This is a genomic window from Leucobacter exalbidus, from assembly GCF_017834145.1.
In the GTDB taxonomy this organism is placed as follows: domain Bacteria; phylum Actinomycetota; class Actinomycetes; order Actinomycetales; family Microbacteriaceae; genus Leucobacter; species Leucobacter exalbidus.
The window spans coordinates 1,392,451-1,410,651 of the sequence record NZ_JAFIDA010000001.1; the positions used below are offsets into that span (position 1 = coordinate 1,392,451).

Sequence of the window (18,201 nt, forward strand, 5' to 3'; positions counted from 1 at the left end):
GATGGGCTAGCGGGGTAAAACGACTTGCGAGGTAAAGCGAGTTGCGGGGTGAAACTAGTTGCGAGGCTAGTCGAGGTCTTCGGTCGTGAGCCTGCTGCCGATGCGCTGGGCCAGCCCCGGTCGGGCCAAGATAATGACGAGCCCCACGAGGCACCAGGCGCCCGCGATCCACGGGAAGTAGGTGTACGGGGCTTCTTGCCCAATCACCTGAATCGCGTAGACAAAGGCCAGGTAGATGAGGCCGAGTATCGGCAAGATGATTTCCCATTTGGGGATCTTGCTGTTGCCACGCAACACGTAGGTGATGGCGCCGACCGAGGTCATGCCGTAGGCCACCACCATGCACAGCGTGGCGATCGTGGCGTACCAGTAGTAGACGTCAAAGGCGGTGCCGCCAAACACGGTCAGGCCTGCGGCGAGCGCGAACGCAATCACCACGGTGGTGATGACGGCGGCGACGGGCACCTTCGTGCGCGGGTTCGCGACGCCGAGGCGCTTGGGGCCGAAGCCGTCGCGGGCGAGCGCGTACACGAGGCGCGCGGCGGCAGCGGTGGAGCTGAGCACCGAGGCGAAGGCCACTACGAATGCGATGAAGGCGATCAGCATCGCGTATTCGCGGCTGATGTACATCGTGCTGAGGCTGGTGAGCGTGGAGTTGGCGCCCGCGAAGTTGGCGATGCCCTCGGGATCGGTGCCGTAGCCAATCGTCTGGGCGAACATCATGATCGCGTAGAGCACACCGGCGACGATGATCGCTCCGAGCAGTGCACGGGGAATGGCGCGCTTGGGGTTCTCGGTTTCTTCGCCGAGTGAGCTGCCCGATTCAAACCCGGCCCACGACAGGAACGCGAACACCGAGGCGGTCAGCACACCCACGCCGGTGGCGTCGCCGGGCAAGAAGGTGCTGAGGTCAATCGTGGCGCCGGGCACGGGGCCGGTGCCCGAGCCCACCTTCACAAAGATCACGACGGCGAGCACCAGCATCGCGGCGATACCGACCGCGCCGATGACGAACAGAATGCGCATCACGATGCGTGATTCACGCACGTTGAGCAAAATGACGAGGGCCGCGACCACGAGGGCGACGAGCAGCCAGGGCACGCTCGTCCAGAACCCACCAAACTCCTCAGCCCACGCGGCGAAGAACACCCCGGTGGCGCCCAGAATGCAGGCGGCGAAGAACAGGTAGGTGCCGAGCAGGGCGAACCCGCCAAAGAATCCGGCGCGCGGCCCGATGGTGGCGCCGGCGAGGGCATACACCGATCCGGCATGGCTGAAGTAGCTCGTCAGCCGAATGAAGCCGTAGCCCACGAACAATGTGCCGATGAAGGCGAGCAGAAAGGTGAAGGGCACCGATTTACCTACGAGCCCCGCGACGCCGATGCCGTTCAGGGCCATGGCCATCACGGGCCCCATGAATCCCACCGACAGTGCGGTGACTTCCCAGACCCGTAGTTTGCGACCGCTGGTGGCCTCGGCCACCCCGTCACCGGTACGAACAGCGCTTTCAGACATCTTCACAGACTCCTTCGTCGTGGGTTCTGGCCGATTTCAGTTCGGAGGCAGAACCTAGCGTGCATCGCCTGACGCCTCGCGTCGGGGTCGCCTCGCGCATGGAGCCGACCTCCAAATCGTAATACACATTACATATTCTGTAAACGAGCGATACTCGTACAATTTAGAACACTCACTGAGTGGCGCCATGCGCACCGCACCCCGCTCCCCCAAATGCGCGCCCCGATAGAGTTGTGCCACGACGAAACGGAGGCAGCGATGCGTGTTGCGGCAGCTTTTCTTGCAGATGCGGCGAATGTTCGAGAGGGCACCTTAAGCGTGCTCTCGGGGTTCATCAACACGATCAACCGAGAGGAGTACCCGGCGCCCCTCGGCGCCACCCTCGTTGTGGTGGTCGAGTACGACGAAAACGAGGCCCGGCGCGGTGAGCAGCAGCGCACCTTCCGTGCCCGCTGCGAACCCTCAATCGGCGGCGCCGAGATCTTCAACATCGAGGGCCAGTTCAGCCTCGAATCGAGCGCTGACGCGTTCGGCTACATTCCGATGGTGTTCGCGCTGCAAGAGGTCGAGATCCCCATGACCGGCAGCTACCGGATCATCTTTGAAGGCGACGGCCTCGAACGCGTCGACGTGCGGTTCTACGCGAACAGCACCACCATGCCCGACCTCGATAACGAACTCGCAAAGGACTAACTTGACCACGATCTCCCAGCCGGCAGCGTCGACCGAGACCGCCGCAGCTTCTGCATCAGTGACCCTCCCCACGCTCGTCGCGTTTGACCTCGACGACACCCTCGCACCCTCAAAGTCGCCCGCCCCCGAGCGCATCCTCGATGCCCTCGCAGGCCTGCTCAAGCGCACCACCGTCGCGGTCATCTCGGGCGGCAACTTCGAGCAGTTCGAGACGCAGCTCGTCTCGCGCCTCGACTCCTACGCCGGTCTCACCGAAGCCGACCTCGAAAACCTGCACCTGCTGCCCACCTGCGGCACCCGGTACGAGCGCCGCGAAGCCGGCCGCTGGGTGACCGTGTACAAGGAAGACCTCACCGCCGAAGAACGCGATAGCGCCCTCGTCGCGCTGCGCGAAGAAGCCGAACGGCTGGAACTGTGGGAGCGCGACACCTGGGGCGATGTGCTCGAGGATCGCGGTTCACAGGTCACCTTCTCGGCGCTCGGCCAGCGCGCCCCCGTCGACGCCAAAATGGCGTGGGATCCCACGGGAGCCAAGAAGAACGCCCTGCGCGCAGCGGTCGCGGCAAAGCTCCCCGAGCTTGAGGTACGCAGCGGCGGATCCACCTCGGTCGACATCACCCGCCGCGGCATCGACAAGGCCTACGGCATGCGCAAGCTCGAAGCACACACCGGCATCTCGCTCGACGACATGCTGTTCATCGGCGACCGGCTCGACCCCGAGGGCAACGATTACCCGGTGAAGGCGCTCGGCGTCACCTGCCACGCGGTCGAAGGCTGGGAAGACACCGCCGCATACCTCGAGCAGTTGCTCGCCGCCTAACCCGATGCGTATCGTCATCGCGCCCGATAAGTTCAAGGGCTCCCTCGACGCCGCCGAGGTGTGCGCGCATCTCGCCGCCGGCATCCGTGCGGTGCTGCCCGCGGCCGAGATCTGCACGGCCCCCATGGCCGACGGCGGCGAGGGCACCGTCGATGCCGCGATCGCCGCCGGTTTCGCCCGCCGCACCCGCCAAGTCACCGGGCCGCTCGGCGCCCCGGTGCACGCAAGCTTCGCGCTGCGCGACGACCAGGCCGTCATCGAGCTCGCGGCGGCCTCGGGGCTGCTGCTGATCGATGAGCCCGATCGCGACGCGCTCGCCGCCGATACCCGCGGCACCGGCGAACTCATCGCGGCCGCCCTCGACGAGGGGGCGCGTCGCATCGTGCTCGCGGTGGGCGGCAGCGCTTCAACCGACGGCGGCACGGGCATACTCAAGGCGCTCGGCGCGAAGTTTCTCGACGCCGCGGGTCGCGTTCTCGCCCCCGGCGGCGGGGCGCTCCACACGCTCGACCGCATCGATCTGGCGGGCTTCGACCCCCGCATCTTCAAGACCGACATCGTGCTCGCGAGCGACGTCGACCACCTCCTCACAGGCGATTTCGGGGCCGCACGCGTGTTCGCCCCGCAAAAGGGCGCCTCTGAATCGCAGGTCGAACTGCTCGAGGCGGGGCTGCAACGCCTCGCTGAGGTGGTGCGGGGGCTGCTGCCTGGGGTTCCGGATCATGCGATCTCCCCCGGCGCCGGGGCAGCCGGCGGCGTGGGATTTGGGGCGCTGGCGATGCTTGGGGCGCGCAGGCGTGCGGGTGCCGAGATCGTCGCCGAAGTGATCGACCTCGCGGGTCTCGTGCAGGGCGCCGCGCACCGCGCCGATCTCGTGATTACCGGCGAGGGCTCGTTCGATGCGCAAAGCCTCGGCGGCAAAACCCCCATGGGGGTGCTGGGCGTCGCGCGCGAGCTCGGAGTGCCCACCGTATTGGTGTGCGGGCGGGCCCTGGGCGGCGCCGAGGTATGGCGCGATGCCGGGTTCAGCGCCTGTCACGCTGTCTCAGAGCTGGCGCCCGACGCGGCCACGAGCATGCGTGACGCTGGGGTCTACCTCGAGCGCATCGGGAGCGAGATTGCGCGCACCCTGGTGTAGTTTCGCCGCGATAACTTCTCGGGCGTAACTTCCCCGCTAAAACCACGAAACGGGCAGCTGCATCAGCAGCTGCCCGTTTCGTGTAATTTGTGACTTACTTAGAGTCGGTGGCCTCGACGGCGGCCGTCTCACCGATCGTCACGGGGAGCAGGCCGAGCACGCCAGCGGTGTGCGTCAGCGACGCCTTCGCCTTCGCCAGGTCGCCATTCAGGCCCTCGCCGAATGCGGGGATCTGGCTCTTGAACGTCTTCTTCCAGTTCTTGCCGAACTGCTCAGGGAAGCACTTCTCGAGCACACCGAGCATGGCGTGCACCGCGGTCGAAGCGCCGGGCGATGCGCCGAGCAGACCCGAGATGGTGCCCTCGCCGCCGACGATGACCTCGGTGCCGAACTGCAGCACGCCACCCTTTTCGGGGTCGTTCTTCATAACCTGCACGCGCTGACCGGCGGTGATCAGCTTCCAGTCACTCGTCTGAGCGGCCGGCAGGTACTGGCGCAGCGTCTCCATCTGCTTCTCGCGGCTCGCCATGAGCTCGCCGAGGAGGTACTTCTCAAGCCCAAACTCGGTCAGGCCCACCTTGATCATGGGGCCCAGGTTGTGGGCGCGGATCGATCCGGGCAGATCCCACCACGAACCGTTCTTCAAGAAGTTGGGGCTGAAGCCGGCGTACGGGCCGAAGAGGATGCTCTTCTTGCCGTCGATGACGCGGGTGTCGAGGTGCGGCACCGACATCGGGGGTGCACCCACCGCGGCCTTGCCGTAGACCTTGGCGTCGTGCAGCGCCACAATCTTGGGGTCGTCGCACATCAAGAACTTGCCACTGATGGGGAACCCCCCGAAGCCCTTGATCTCGGGGATGCCCGAGCTCTGCAGCAGCGAGAGTGCCCCGCCGCCACCGCCCACGAAGACGAACTTCGCGTTGACGACCTCGGTGCCATAACCGGCGAGGTTGCGCGTGAAGACGTCCCAGGTGCCGTCGGCCCGGCGGCGCAGCTTGCGCACCTCGGTGCCGAGGTGCACGTTGGCGCCCTGCTCAGACATGTGGTCGATGAGCTGGTGCGTCAGCGAACCAAAGTCAACGTCGGTGCCGCTCGTTGAACGGGTCGCGGCGAAGACATCGTCTTTCGCGCGGCGATCGATCAGCAGCGGTGCCCACTCGGCGATGACCTCGGGGTCGTCGCTGAACTCCATGTCTGAGAACAGGGGCTCCTGCTTCAGAATCTCGAAGCGGCGGCGCAGGTAATCCACGTTCTCGGCGCCGCGCACAAAGGTCATGTGCGGGGTCGAGTTGATGAATGACGAGGGTTCTGACAGCACACCACGCTCGACGAGGGTGGACCACCACTGACGAGACAGCTGAAACTGCTCGTTAATGTTGATCGCTTTGGACGGCGACATGGTGCCGTCTTTGGCCTCGGGCATGTAGTTCAGCTCGCAGAGGGCCGCGTGGCCGGTGCCCGCGTTGTTCCAGCCGTTCGAGCTCTCGGTCGCGACTTCGCTGCGCGACTCAAAGAGCTCGATCGTCCAGTCAGGCTGCACCTGCTGAATGAGGGTACCGAGGGTGGCGCTCATGATGCCACCGCCAATTAGGACGACATCTACCGTGTTCTTACTCACGATTTTTGAGTCTACTAGCGTTTTGTGTGAGTTTGGACAGCTCTCTTGATATCGAGCGACCTACGCCCGGTGAATGGCCGGTTCATGGCCGTAAAATCACCGCAGAATGTCGGCCGTACGGTGGTTCCACGGTGGCTGCGAGCAAGCCGCGAGTTTGCGTCGGGCTTGCTCTGCACTGTTGACCCAGCTCAGCCCAGTTCTGCCCGGTCCGGCTCCAACTGATCCGACACCACCCAGCTTTACTTGACTCTCCCCGGCCGTTCAGGCCCTCGACTACTCGCGGCCGAGGAAGGAACCGAGGCCCGCTGCCTGGCTTGCCTGCCCCAGGGTTTCGGTGCCCCCGGCAATGACGTGAATGTATCCCAGCCTCGCGGCTTCGCGGTGGCGCTGCTGATCCCCGATCACAGGGCGCACCTCGCCCGCGAGACTGAGCTCGCCAAATGCGGCCACCGTGTGGGGCAGCGCGAGATCTTGAATCGCCGACATGATCGCGAGGGCAATCGGTAGGTCAGCGGCGGGCTCGGTGAGCTTCACCCCGCCCACAGTAGAGACGTACACGTCTTGATCGTGCAGGGTGACGCCGTGGCGCCGCTCGATCACGGCGAGAATCATGGCCACGCGTGACGGGTCGACCCCGTTGGTCACGCGGCGCGGGTTGGGCGTCGCGCTTCTGGCCACCAGCGCCTGCACTTCAACAGGCAGGGCACGTCGCCCCTCAATCATGACGGTGGCACAGGTGCCGCTCACGGGAGCCGCCCCACGACTCAAGAACAGGCCACTCGGATCGGGCACCTCAGAAATGCCGCCGCCCGTCATTTCGAAGCAGCCCACCTCGTCGGTCGGGCCGTATCTGTTCTTCAGGCTGCGCAAAAACCTCAGCGCGGTATTTCGGTCGCCCTCAAAATGACACACCACGTCGACGAGGTGCTCGAGCAGGCGCGGCCCCGCGATCGAGCCGTCCTTCGTCACGTGCCCCACGAGCACCACGGGAATGCCGCGCTCTTTCGCCACACGAATCAGCGCGGCGGCCACCTCGCGCACCTGGGAGGGGCCACCGGCCGAGCCGTCGATCTGGTCGCTCGCGAGGGTCTGCACCGAGTCGACCACAATAAAGTCGGGCTGCACCTGATCGATGTGGCCCAGCACCGTGGCAAGGTCGGTCTCGCTCGCAAGAAAGAGGGAATCGTGCAGGGCTCCGGTGCGCTCCGCCCGCAGCCTGATCTGCCCGGTGGACTCTTCACCGCTCGCGTACAGTACGCGGGCGCCCTGCCCCGCCACGTGGGCGGCAACGCTGAGCAGCAGGGTTGATTTACCCACGCCGGGTTCACCCGACAGCAAAATTGCAGCGCCGGGTACGATCCCGCCGCCGAGCACGCGGTCGAGTTCGAGCACTCCGGTGGAGCGGTGGTGCGCGACGTTGCCCGAGAGTTCGGTGATGGGGCGGGCGCGCTTCTCCTCGCGGGGTGCGGCGCCGGCCACCGTGCGGGCGAGGGTCGCCCCGCGACGGGCACGCTCTTCCACGGTCCCCCACTTTTGGCATTCACCGCAGCGGCCCACCCACTTCGCGGCCTGCCACCCACACTCGGAGCACGCATACGCGTTCGTCGTTTTTGCCATGGGGCGAGCCTATCTTCGGCCACCGACACAACGCTCAACGGTGTGAGGCTCACGAGCCCCCCCCCCGTTACCTTGTTCGTGAGCCCATTCAGTATGAAACTGGAGGGGTGGTGGCCCGTCAGGCCCGGCATGGTTATTGCCCCCAGTCATCCATGATCCGGGGGGTGTTGCCACCGGGCCTGTACGGCATTAAGTGATCGCTAATAGGGGCTCGGTCGGAGGAGTATTTCAGGGCCGTCCGTAACGTGGATGCCGAGACTTGATGCCATGGACACGGCCGCCGTGAATTCAACGGACGGAGCAGTCATGATCGAGAACTACGACAACGTCGACGTGTTCGTCGGCATCGACGTCGGCAAAGGCGAACACCACGCAGTTGCCCTCAACCGGGCAGGCAAGATTCTCTTCGATAAACCCTTGCCCAACGACGAAGCCAAGATGCGGGCTGTGCTCCAGCAGCTCAAGCAACACGGCATCGTGCTCGTCATCGTCGACCAGCCGGCCACGATCGGGGCCCTCCCGATCGCGGTAGCCCAAGCCGAGGGCGTGCTCGTGGGATACCTGCCGGGGCTCGCGATGCGCCGCATCGCTGACCTCCACGCGGGTGAAGCAAAGACCGACGCACGAGACGCCGCGATCATCGCGCAAGCCGCCAGGACTCTGCCCCACGCCCTGCGCTCTATCCAGGTCGCGGACGAGTCCGTGGCAGAGCTCTCGATGTTGTGTGGTTTTGACGATGATGTCCTGGGCCAAATCACGGCCACCAGTAACCGGGTACGCGGGCTCCTCACCCAGATCCACCCTGCCCTGGAGCGGGTGATCGGGCCACACCTGGATCATCCCGCGATGCTTGATTTGCTGCAGCGCTACCCGTCTCCCGCCGCAATGCAGAAAGCCGGCACCAAACGATTAGCCACACGACTCATCAAGCTCGCACCTCGGATGGGACAACGCCTCGCAGCCGAAATCACTGAAGCACTGGACGCCCAGACCGTCGTCGTAGTGGGCACGAACGCGGCAGCCCTCGTGCTGCCACGGCTCGCGGAACAACTCGCCGCGTTGCGGCGGCAACGAGCAGAGATAGCGGTCATGGTCGAGGAACTCGTTGACGCGCACCCTCTTTCAACTGTTCTGATGAGCATGCCCGGAGTCGGCGTCAGAACAGCAGCGAGACTCCTCACCGAAGTCTCGGGCAAGCATTTCGAGACCGCGGGACATCTCGCTTCATATGCGGGGCTTGCACCGGTAACTCGGAGATCTGGCTCATCGATCCGAGGCGAACACTCGTCCAGACGAGGCAACCGAGTCCTGAAACGAGCCCTGTTCCTCTCGGCATTTGCAGCGCTCCGCGACCCCGTCTCTCGCGCCTACTACGACCGGAAAATCGCACAAGGCAAACGACACAACCAAGCCCTCATCGCGCTCGCCCGACGAAGATGTGACGTGCTCTTCGCGATGCTCCGAGACGGGTCCCTCTACCGAGCAGATCATGTGCTTGCGGCTTGACAAAGGTAATAGGGGCACCCCCCCCCCCCCCCCCCCCCCCCCCCACATGGCCCCGCCCGGCCGTTCACCGCACCCACCGCGACACGCCCAGTACCTGGGTAACGCGCGCCTCGATTCGCGCTCGACCCCAGAATCACGTATTCTCTTTCTCGGTGACGTGTCCGAGCGGCCGAAGGTGCAACACTCGAAATGTTGTGTAGTGAAAGCTACCGCGGGTTCAAATCCCGCCGTCACCGCCACTGAAAACCCCCGCAGAATCCAGTCAAGCACTGGAATCGCGGGGGTTTTCTCTTTCTCATGCCTAGTAGCTTGCCCACGTTCCGCGCGGCCCGCCCGAACTTCTGGCACGAAACTTGCCACTGTTCACCGTGATAAAATACTTGACAGCAGGTAAAAGGTGCGGCCATAAAATGCGGCACCCGCCACTCTAGAAAATGACAACCGGGTTTAACGCCCACCGTCTTCTAGGACCTCTGCTTTACCTGGTTACCCGCTGGGATTGCGGGAGTTTTCTTTTTTCCGGCGCATGAAGTTTCCGGTCCAGTTGTTCGCAGCTGCCCTGAACTCTCCGTTTCCGGTTCGCGATGACGCGCATGCGCCTCGTCCGATACCAAGGAGAACACGTGTCTCAAATCACTGAACACGACACCGCTACGAAGAAACGCAGTTTCTTCGGCCACCCCTGGGGTCTTGCCAACCTCGCGGGCGTTGAAATGTGGGAGCGCTTCAGCTTCTACGGCATGCAGGCCCTGCTGGCCTACTACATCTACTACTCGGTCACCGATGGTGGGCTCGGCCTCCCCCAGGCCGTCGCCGGCTCCATCGTGGGCGCCTACGGTGGGCTCGTCTACCTCTCGGCAGTGCTGGGCGGTTGGGTCGCCGACCGCGTGCTGGGTGCCGAACGCACCCTCTTCACCGCGGCCTGCATGATCATGGCCGGCCACCTCGCGCTGGCCTTCGTGCCCGGCGTTGCTGGCCTCGGGATCGGTCTGATCCTGGTCGCTGTTGGCGCCGGATCCCTCAAGACCACCACCTCCACGGTGCTCGGTGATCTCTACACCCGCGAAGATGGCCGCCGCGATGCCGCGTTCTCCATCTACTACATGGGCGTCAACATTGGTGGCCTCATCGGCCCCCTCGCGACCAGCGCCCTGTGGGGTTGGAAGGGCTTCCACTGGGGCTTTGCCCTCGCCGCGATCGGCATGGCCCTCGGACTTGTCCAGTACATGCTGATGCGCCGTCACACCATCTCCGACGCGAGCCGCAAGCCGCAAAACCCGCTCTCTGCACAGCAGAAGCGCGTTTGGCCCATCATCTTCGCCGCTGCTGCCATTATCGTGGTGCTCGCGGTTGTGTTCGGTCTCATCACGGCTCAGAACCTGTCCACTGTCATGGTCGCGCTCGTCATCATCACCGTCATTGTGCTGTTCACAGTGATGCTCCGCAGCAAGCAGGTCACCGCGGTTGAGCGCAAGCGTGTCCTTGGATTCATTCCGCTGTTCATCGCCTCGGCAGTGTTCTGGTCGCTGTTCCAGCAGCAGTTCACGGCGCTCGCGTTCTACGCAGACACCCGCCTCGATCTGAACGTCTTCGGCATCGGCATCCCGCCGAGCATGGTGCAGTCGATCAACCCGATCTTCATCATCATCTTCGCCGGCATCTTTGCCGCGATGTGGACGAAGCTGGGCGACCGCCAACCTTCGGCCCCAGTGAAGTTCGCGCTGGGTACCGGCATCATGGGCGTTGCATTCCTGTGCTTCTTGCCCTTCGCAGGCTGGGCCGACAAGTCGGTGCCGCTGATCGCATTCGCCGGCATCCTGTTCCTGTTCACGATCGCGGAGCTGTTCTTGTCACCTGTGGGCCAGTCGCTCGCGACGAAGCTCGCCCCCACCGCATTCCACTCGCAGATGGTGGCGCTGTTCTTCCTCACTGTGTCGCTGGGTTCGGCAGCCTCGGGCTCGCTCGCTGGCCTCTATTCGGCTGAGTTCGAGGTGACGTACTTCCTCGTGATCGGCCTCGTGTCGATCGTGGTCGCGATCGTACTGTTCCTCGTGCGCAAGCCAATCCTCAAGCTCATGGGCGGCGTGCGCTAGCCACCCTCAACACAGCACCCCCGGTGTTGGTTCGTTACGAACCAGCACCGGGGGTGCTGTGTTTTTAGATCCGGCGCGGGTATCGCCCACAATCAGAGCGTATCCACGTACTCCAAAATCATGGTGGCCACGGGCTCGGGGCTCTTGATAATGGCCTCGTGGCCGCGATCTGGAATCGCGCGCATCGTCGAATCGGGCAGTGCCGCCGCGACCTCGGCCACCCACTCGCGCGGGCAAACCTTATCGGTCTCGCCCCAGAGTACGAGGGTAGGTACCTGAACCCGCTGGCACACCTCCTCGAGGCGGTGCGCAAGCATCACCTTAAGCTTGCTGATGAACCACAGCGAGCTCGTTTTGAAGTACTCGACGACGCCGGTTGCGAGCACCTTCAGCCCCTCACCGCTCATGTCCTGCATCATGCGTTCGGCCTGCTTCACCGCCGAGCGCTCATGACGATTGATCGTGGGTGCGATGAGCACCAGCCCAGATACGAGATCAGGGTCGCTCGCCGCGAGCTGCGCCACGACCTGCGTGCCCATCGAGTGGCCGACCAGGACCGCGGGGCTCAGACCTTTGTCGCGCATGAACCGGGCGACATTCTGTGCCGTCTCTTCAATCGTGGTCTTCGAGCCAGGCTCAGGTGAGTCACCAAACCCAGGTAGATCGAGAGCAACTACCCGGCCATGCTCAGCCAAAATGGGCACAACATCCTGGTAGACGATACGGCCCATGCCGATGCCGTGAACGAGGATGAACACTCGCTCAGTCGCGCTTCTCACTCGGTAAGGCTCCGCATGGGGCTTTGGGCTCGTCTCTGTGTACACAATGGTCACGTCTCCTGAGACGTATCGCTGCTCTGCGCTCTCCATGGATTCAGCCTACCGGCGTGAGAAAGCTCGGGCTGCCTAACTGACTCGCGGCCCGAGCTTTCTGTTCTTTTGAAATATTAGATTTGTTCTGAGTGTCTTAGTCCGTGCGCTTACGGCCAGCAATCAGGCCCCAAATCAGCAGCACAACGATTGAACCACCAATCGCGAGCGCCCAGGTTTGTAGTGAGAAGAACTCTTCGAGGCCAGCCCCAAAGATGAGGCTGCCCAGCCAGCCTCCCAGCATGGCGCCGACGACACCCAAAAGGAGAGTAACAAACCACCCACCGCTCTGTTTACCAGGCAAGATGAGCTTCGCGATGGCGCCTGCGATGAGTCCTAGTAGTAGAAAGCCAAAGAATCCCATGACCATTCTCCATTTCTATATCTGCATCTATCAATTGATTTCGCGGAGGCGTGCAACAGCACCTTCTTATTTGAAGATGTCCTTAACGTTCTCGCCAGCCTTCTTTAGCTTCGCGGTGGCTTGCTCGACCTTGCCTTCGGCTTCCTTGCTGTCATCGCCGGTGAGCTTGCCCTGAGCTTCTTTCGCTTTGCCCAAAAGGTCTTGAGCTTCATGCTTGAACTTGTCGTCAACACTCATGTCAATTGTTCCTTTCGAATAGGTCGCAGTCGCCCGAAGGCGATGCGCTGTCTCCTGTCAGAAGCATTTGCCGTGGGAAGTGAAGGCCACCTCTGACAGAAAATTGTGAAGTTCTTGGACTGCCCAGTGTGCACCTCCACACTCGTTCATGCAAGAGCGTTGCCTGTTTCACACGGTATTTTCGTCCCACTCAAAGTGTGGTCGAGCCAGCTATTTCGTGGGCGGTTCTGACGGATCCGGAATCTCCTCAGGGCGATACTTCGGAAGCCTTGATGCAGGCAACGCCGCGATCGAGCTGATCCCGGCAAGGATCAAGAACCCCAATTTCAGGGTGCGCAAGCGCTGCTCCTCATTCACGACGACCGCCGACTCGACCTGCGCGGGCGTTGCGGTGGTGCCCTCGAGGGCGCTGCGGAGCCCCTCGTTGCTGACAAAGTTCACGCTGTCGAGATCAACCTGGGCCACCAACTCGGCCGGCAGATCGGGGTGCTCGTCGGCGGCCTGCGTGACGCCGAAAGTGAGCATGGTGACGAGCACCGCCCCCATCACCGCGGTGCCCACCGCGGAAGCGAGGTTCTGAGCCGTGCCACGCAGCGAGCCAACATCGCCCGCGAGCTCCTTCGGGGCAGCCGTGACCAGTACGTTGAACACGAGCGTCACGAGGGCGCCCTGCCCAATGCCGAACACCACCAATCCGAGAATGGTCGGCAGCGTCTCCCAGTTGTTCGTGACAACGAACGCGAGCCAGAGCAGCGCGACGGTCGTCAGCACGAAGGCGAAGAGCGCAATGGGGCGCGGAGCAAACCGCTTATAGAAGCGCACAATGACCGTCGCCGTCACAAACACGGTGAGGTTGAACGGCATCATTGCAAGTGAGGTATCAAACGGGGTACGTCCCTGCACCACCTGAATGTAGGTCGGCAGGGTGAAGTTCATCGCGGCTTCCATCGCCACAATAATGAACATCGCGTATATCGCGGCCCGTTCCTCTGGCCGGGTGAGCACACCGAGATCAACAAGCGGCGCTTTGCCCTCCCGCATCCGCTTGCGCGTGCGCATGAAGAAAAGCTGCCCGAAGACGACGCCGAGCACCATCAGCACCGGTGCCGGTGAGAGACCCAGAATGGAGAACGGTGCGGCCTCGCTTGTGTGCAGGACACCCCAGCCGTTGAGATTATTGAACCCAAGGGTGAGCATGACGATGCCCGCACCGATGAGAACCGAGGCAACAATATCGATCTTCACGCTGCGGTCGCCGCGGTCAGAACGCAGCCCGAAGCTCATCACAAACACCACGACGGCGAGCGCGAGCGTAATACCAAACACCGGTCGCCACCCCACCAGCGTGCCGAGCGTACCGCCGATGAGGAGGGCGCTCATGCCCGAGAAGGCGCGGGCGGAGCCAAGGGATCCGACTGCGGTGGCCTGCTGGCCGCCGCGGTAGTTTTCGGCGATCAGCGCCACGAGTGACGGCACGATGATGGCTGCTGCGGCACCCGCGAGAACTTGCCCACCGATCGCCCAGCCGATGCTGGGGGCGAAGATCATGATGGCGGAGGAAGCCGCGAACACGACAATAACGACCCTGAAGATCAGCACCCACCCGACCCGCTGCCCCAGCTTTGCGCCGGTCATCACGAGCGCGGCCACGGCGATACCGTAGACGACGATCGTCGTGCTTGCCGTGGTCGGGGGCACACCAAAGTCTTCCACCATGCCGCCCAGGGAGATGGGCAGCGCGGCGACGTTGAACGACATGAGTACTTGCGCAAGGAAGAGCCCCACCATGGGAGCCCACGAGCGTTTCTCTTCTGCTGCGATGACTCCGGCCTGCGTATGCGATGTACTCATGCGAGGCTCTCCTCTCTAGATACCGACAGGTTCTGCGTGGGAGTCGACGCGAACAGGTTCAGCCCAAGTGCGCGACTCAGGTAGGCGCAGGCTCGCTGGCCGCGTACGCTATTGCCCGCTTCGTCGAGCGGAGGTGAGTAGGTACCGAGGGCACCCTTGCCCGGTGAGATCGCGACGATACCACCCGCTACTCCAGATTTCGCGGGAAGCCCAATCTCAAACAGCCACTCCCCCGACCGTTCATACATGCCACAGGAGGCGAGCACTGCCAAGGTGTCGCGGCTCACCTCCGCGGAGACGACCTGTTCACCAGTGATGGGGTTGACGCCGCCATCGGCGAGCGTCGCACCCATGACTGCAAGGTCCTGCGCTGTCACTGCGAGCGCGCACTGCCGGGTATACACGTCGACGGTGTCCTCAGCGTTGGCGTCGAGACGGTCGTAGCTGTCGAGGAGCTTGGCAATGGCGTGGTTGCGCTGGTTGGTGAGGCTCTCGGAGCGATATACCTCGCCATCGAGCATCAGCTCGCGCCCGGCGAAGCGGGAGAGCCCGTTTCGAATGAGCTGCCAACGCTCTTCACCGGAGGTGGCCGGCATCATCGCGGTCGTGGCGATGGCGCCCGCGTTCACCATCGGGTTCATCGGGCTGCCGTCGTGCAGTTCGAGCGCCATCACCGAGTTAAATGGCAGCCCGGTGTTGTTGACGCCGACGCGATCGTGCACCGCGTTGTGGCCAATCGCCTCGCACACGAGCGCGAACACAAACGCTTTTGAAATCGACTGGATCGAAAAGGCTATCTCGGCGTCACCCACCTGATGGGTGTGTCCGTTGACGCCCACCAGGGACAGCCCAAACATCGACGGGTCGGCTTCGGCGAGAATCGGAATGTAGTCGGCGACCACACCGTCATTGTGTGGGGCGTACCGGGCGTGGGCTTCGGCGAGCACCTCGTTGACCCGTGTTTTTGACGGGAGCCCTCCAGTGAACGCCCGCTGGGCGACATCTTGCACATCAGCTTTGAACACGGGTCTCGCTTCCCAACCATGCACGTGATCGCGCAGGCCATTAGGCCTAGTTTTACCGTGCTTATGGCTGGCATACAAGGGCGGTTGCCACGGGTCGCAGCTCGAAACATGCCTGTACGGATAGGTTCGAACGGGAATGTGCCCACCGCGACTCCGATGTTGATGTCCTCCCGGGAAGACCACTTTGGCGGCCTGTAGCGAGGCTACGGGCCGCCAACGTGCCGATTGGTCGGTGTTTTCGGTAGATCTATAGACTGCTATTGCACGCTAGTGTCCAGGCATAAACGGGCTCACTAGGAGTGCGGAATGAGCTACTTTCCCCGTCGCATCTTCCTTGTTATCTGCCTTCTCGAGAATGGAAATAATGGCTCGGGAGGCGATGAATCGAAGCGGCTCTGGTTCCCAGTTACGCGATTTATGACCGATCCATGGTTGAGATAATCCGGCATCGTCTTTTTCTGTGATCAAGTGAGCCAGCGCTTTGCCTCCAATATTCGCAGCCGCGACTCCGTGCCCTGAATACCCTCCGGAACTGCCAACGCCGGTCGCGGAGTCGTACGTCACGCTCATGGTCCAGTCGCGAGGTACGCCAAGCGAACCGCCCCAATGATGCGTGATTTCTGCGTTACCCACTGCGGGGAAGTGCTTCTTCAGTGCACCGATCAGCCGTGTCTTGACCTGCTCGTTTTCCTCTGACGCCCGAGAAATTGGCGATCCAAAGTCGTACGGGGCGCCACGACCTCCGATGGCGATGCGGCCATCTGCCGTGCGCTGTGCGTAGAAGAACAGGTGACGGGTATCCTGGATCAGGAGACCGTCAGACCATCCGATTTCATCCCAAACCGTCTGGGGAAGCGGTTCGGTAGCGATCATCAATGAATACAGTGGCAAGAATCGACGTGATTCCTTCTTCATCTGCACGGTGTAGGACTCTGTTGCTCGAATCACATGCTTCGCGGTGACCGTTCCCGACGCGCAACGCACCTTCCGTGGACCGTATTCAAGCGCTTCAGTGCCTTCGTAAATAGTGACGCCTCGTCGCTCACAAACATCGGCAAGTCCACGGGTGAGCTTCGCGGGATTCACCCGCGCTGCCGCACGATTCAGCGAGCCTATCCGCATATCTGGAATGCGCGCATATGTTGCGACTTCATCGACACTGAGCTGACGCACATCATCATCACCAAGCCCCAGCTTGCGATCATTTGCAAGGTTTGCTCGCAGTCGTTTTTCTTGCGGGGCTGTATTCGCGATCGCGAGCATGCCTGCTTTGAGATAGTCGCAGTCAATGCCTTCTGCGGCAACGACTCGACCAACCTCGTCGACAGCTTCACGGGTCGCCGCTTCAGCGGCACGGTGTTCAGGTGAGTGCGGGCGAATGCCGAACGCGCCGGGTGTTCCAGCCATACCGCTAGTCAACCAGCCGCCGTTTCGACCTGAAGGCCCGAAGCCTGCAGTCTCACGTTCGATTACGGCAATGTCGAGGCTGGGGTCGAACTCAGACAGATAGTAAGCGGTCCACAGCCCGGTAAGGCCGGCACCGATGATGGCGACATCACAAGTGACGTTGCCGTCTAACGGCGCACGGTAGTCGAGGCTGGGGAGCGTATCAAGCCACAGGCTGGTCGCCTGCCGTGCGTAGGATTTCTTCGTCATCGTATAGTCCCGTTCAAGTTTTCGTTGTTACTGGTAAGTAGCGGCCACGTTATTGGGGCCATGCGTGGCGATGGCAGCTGTGCTCATCGGCCCGAATCTTCGAGCACGATACCGTCTTGAGTAGCCCAGCCAACGGTGACCTTGTCACCGATCCCAGCGGCCACTCGATCGTCCTCCGCAAGTCGCACGACGGCCTCGCCAACCGGCGTGGAAACGTTGTATTTCACGGCCGAGCCGAGATATACCACGTCCTCTACTACACCCGGAATCTGGTTTGCGATCTCAGGCCCGAAACCTACCCCATCGGCATCAGCGACGACCAATTTCTCAGGTCGAACGAGCACACAAACTGGCCCATCTGGTGCGCTCCCCCTGCCTGCAAACGCGAGACCCTGGGCCGTGACAATTCCGCCCGAGTTTCGCCCAGAAAATACGCTCGACTCTCCAATGAATTTACCTACGAATAGGGTCTTCGGCTCACTGTAGAGTTCGTGCGCCGTACCCACCTGTTCGATTCTCCCCTCGTTAAAGACGGCGATGCGGTCTGAGAGCACGAGTGCTTCTTCTTGGTCGTGTGTGACATATACAAAGGTGCTGCCGAGCTCACGGTGGATACGACGAAGTTCGAGCTGCAACCACTCACGAAGTTTTTTATCGAGTGCACCTAGCGGCTCATCCATGAGCAGGATCGGCGGGCGATACACCACCGCTCGCGCGAGAGCGACGCGTTGTTGCTGACCCCCCGAGAGCTGTTTGGGCTGCCGCTCTGCATAATCTGACAGGCGCACCATCTCGAGGGCTTTACTTACCATCTCGTCTCGTTCATCACGAGCAATCTTGCGTTGTTTCAGAGGGTAAGCGATGTTCTCAGCAACCGACATATGCGGGAAAAGGGCATAGTGTTGGAAGACGACCCCCAAGTTTCGCTCGTGGGCCTTCAGCTTGTCAATCGGCTTATCGTTGAGGAGCATACGGCCAGAACTCGGCTCAATAAAGCCTGCGATGAGGTTCAGAGTCGTTGTCTTCCCTGAGCCGGAGGGACCCAGGAACGTAAGAAACTCTCCCCGCTGAATACTGAGGGTCACCTCTTCGAGAGCTACCGCCTCTCCATAGTGCTTCGATAATCCGGTGATCTCGAGAATTGTGTCGTCAGTCATGAATGTCTCCTGTCGTAGTCCGGGAAGTTGGTCTGTTCCATG

At 62.4% G+C, this 18,201-nt stretch carries 15 protein-coding genes and 1 tRNA gene; 6 read left to right on the forward strand and 10 right to left on the reverse strand.

Going from position 1 to position 18,201, the window contains the following annotated elements:
* Window positions 1–66: 66 nt before the first annotated feature.
* Window positions 67–1,515 carry an APC family permease gene (locus JOF28_RS06305; RefSeq protein ID WP_209704993.1) on the reverse strand — a complete coding sequence of 483 codons (1,449 nt, stop codon included), beginning with the start codon at window positions 1,513–1,515 and terminating at the stop codon, window positions 67–69.
* A 258-nt stretch (window positions 1,516–1,773) separates the two neighbouring features.
* Here JOF28_RS06305 and JOF28_RS06310 point away from each other — a divergent pair, with 258 nt between their 5' ends.
* The 3 genes from JOF28_RS06310 to JOF28_RS06320 are packed head-to-tail and all read left to right on the forward strand — an operon-like array spanning window position 1,774 to window position 4,166.
* Window positions 1,774–2,208, forward strand: coding sequence for a DUF6941 family protein (locus tag JOF28_RS06310; RefSeq protein WP_209704994.1), 435 nt, complete (start codon window positions 1,774–1,776; stop codon window positions 2,206–2,208).
* Window positions 2,209–2,266: 58 nt separating this feature from the next.
* Entirely contained in the window at window positions 2,267–3,028 is a 762-nt protein-coding gene (locus JOF28_RS06315) for an HAD-IIB family hydrolase (RefSeq protein ID WP_209706851.1), read from the forward strand.
* A 4-nt stretch (window positions 3,029–3,032) separates the two neighbouring features.
* On the forward strand, window positions 3,033–4,166 hold the full coding sequence (locus JOF28_RS06320) for a glycerate kinase (protein ID WP_209704995.1): 1,134 nt from the start codon (window positions 3,033–3,035) through the stop codon (window positions 4,164–4,166).
* A 94-nt stretch (window positions 4,167–4,260) separates the two neighbouring features.
* Here JOF28_RS06320 and mqo read toward each other — a convergent pair whose 3' ends face one another.
* Complete coding sequence (gene mqo / locus JOF28_RS06325; RefSeq protein ID WP_209704996.1) at window positions 4,261–5,784, reverse strand: malate dehydrogenase (quinone); 1,524 nt, start codon at window positions 5,782–5,784, stop codon at window positions 4,261–4,263.
* 273 nt (window positions 5,785–6,057) lie between these two features.
* Complete coding sequence (gene radA / locus JOF28_RS06330) at window positions 6,058–7,401, reverse strand: DNA repair protein RadA (protein WP_209704997.1); 1,344 nt, start codon at window positions 7,399–7,401, stop codon at window positions 6,058–6,060.
* 306 nt (window positions 7,402–7,707) lie between these two features.
* Between radA and JOF28_RS06335 the strand changes: the two genes are divergently transcribed.
* From JOF28_RS06335 to JOF28_RS06345, 3 genes are all read left to right on the forward strand, one after another.
* The gene (locus tag JOF28_RS06335; protein WP_209704998.1) at window positions 7,708–8,907 is read left to right on the forward strand and encodes an IS110 family RNA-guided transposase; all 1,200 of its coding nucleotides are present in this window, start codon (window positions 7,708–7,710) and stop codon (window positions 8,905–8,907) included.
* A gap of 151 nt (window positions 8,908–9,058) precedes the next feature.
* Window positions 9,059–9,146, forward strand: a tRNA-Ser gene (locus tag JOF28_RS06340).
* Window positions 9,147–9,530: 384 nt separating this feature from the next.
* Window positions 9,531–11,000, forward strand: coding sequence for a peptide MFS transporter (locus tag JOF28_RS06345; RefSeq protein WP_342452098.1), 1,470 nt, complete (start codon window positions 9,531–9,533; stop codon window positions 10,998–11,000).
* A 92-nt stretch (window positions 11,001–11,092) separates the two neighbouring features.
* Here JOF28_RS06345 and JOF28_RS06350 read toward each other — a convergent pair whose 3' ends face one another.
* The 7 genes from JOF28_RS06350 to JOF28_RS06380 form a co-directional block, all read right to left on the reverse strand.
* The gene (locus tag JOF28_RS06350; protein ID WP_209705000.1) at window positions 11,093–11,869 is read right to left on the reverse strand and encodes an alpha/beta fold hydrolase; all 777 of its coding nucleotides are present in this window, start codon (window positions 11,867–11,869) and stop codon (window positions 11,093–11,095) included.
* A gap of 97 nt (window positions 11,870–11,966) precedes the next feature.
* On the reverse strand, window positions 11,967–12,233 hold the full coding sequence (locus JOF28_RS06355; protein ID WP_209705001.1) for a GlsB/YeaQ/YmgE family stress response membrane protein: 267 nt from the start codon (window positions 12,231–12,233) through the stop codon (window positions 11,967–11,969).
* Between the two features lie 66 nt (window positions 12,234–12,299).
* Window positions 12,300–12,470: a CsbD family protein gene (locus JOF28_RS06360; RefSeq protein ID WP_209705002.1), complete on the reverse strand. Its 171-nt coding sequence runs from the start codon at window positions 12,468–12,470 to the stop codon at window positions 12,300–12,302.
* 210 nt (window positions 12,471–12,680) lie between these two features.
* Entirely contained in the window at window positions 12,681–14,321 is a 1,641-nt protein-coding gene (locus JOF28_RS06365; RefSeq protein WP_245189891.1) for an MFS transporter, read from the reverse strand.
* A complete protein-coding gene (glsA, locus tag JOF28_RS06370) occupies window positions 14,318–15,346 on the reverse strand; it encodes a glutaminase A (RefSeq protein WP_209705003.1) in 1,029 nt (342 codons plus the stop codon). Before glsA ends, JOF28_RS06365 begins: the two co-directional genes overlap by 4 nt.
* Before the next feature lie 267 nt (window positions 15,347–15,613).
* Complete coding sequence (locus JOF28_RS06375; RefSeq protein ID WP_209705004.1) at window positions 15,614–17,002, reverse strand: NAD(P)/FAD-dependent oxidoreductase; 1,389 nt, start codon at window positions 17,000–17,002, stop codon at window positions 15,614–15,616.
* 83 nt (window positions 17,003–17,085) lie between these two features.
* Window positions 17,086–18,159, reverse strand: coding sequence for an ABC transporter ATP-binding protein (locus JOF28_RS06380; protein ID WP_209705005.1), 1,074 nt, complete (start codon window positions 18,157–18,159; stop codon window positions 17,086–17,088).
* Between the last annotated feature and the right edge of the window lie 42 nt (window positions 18,160–18,201).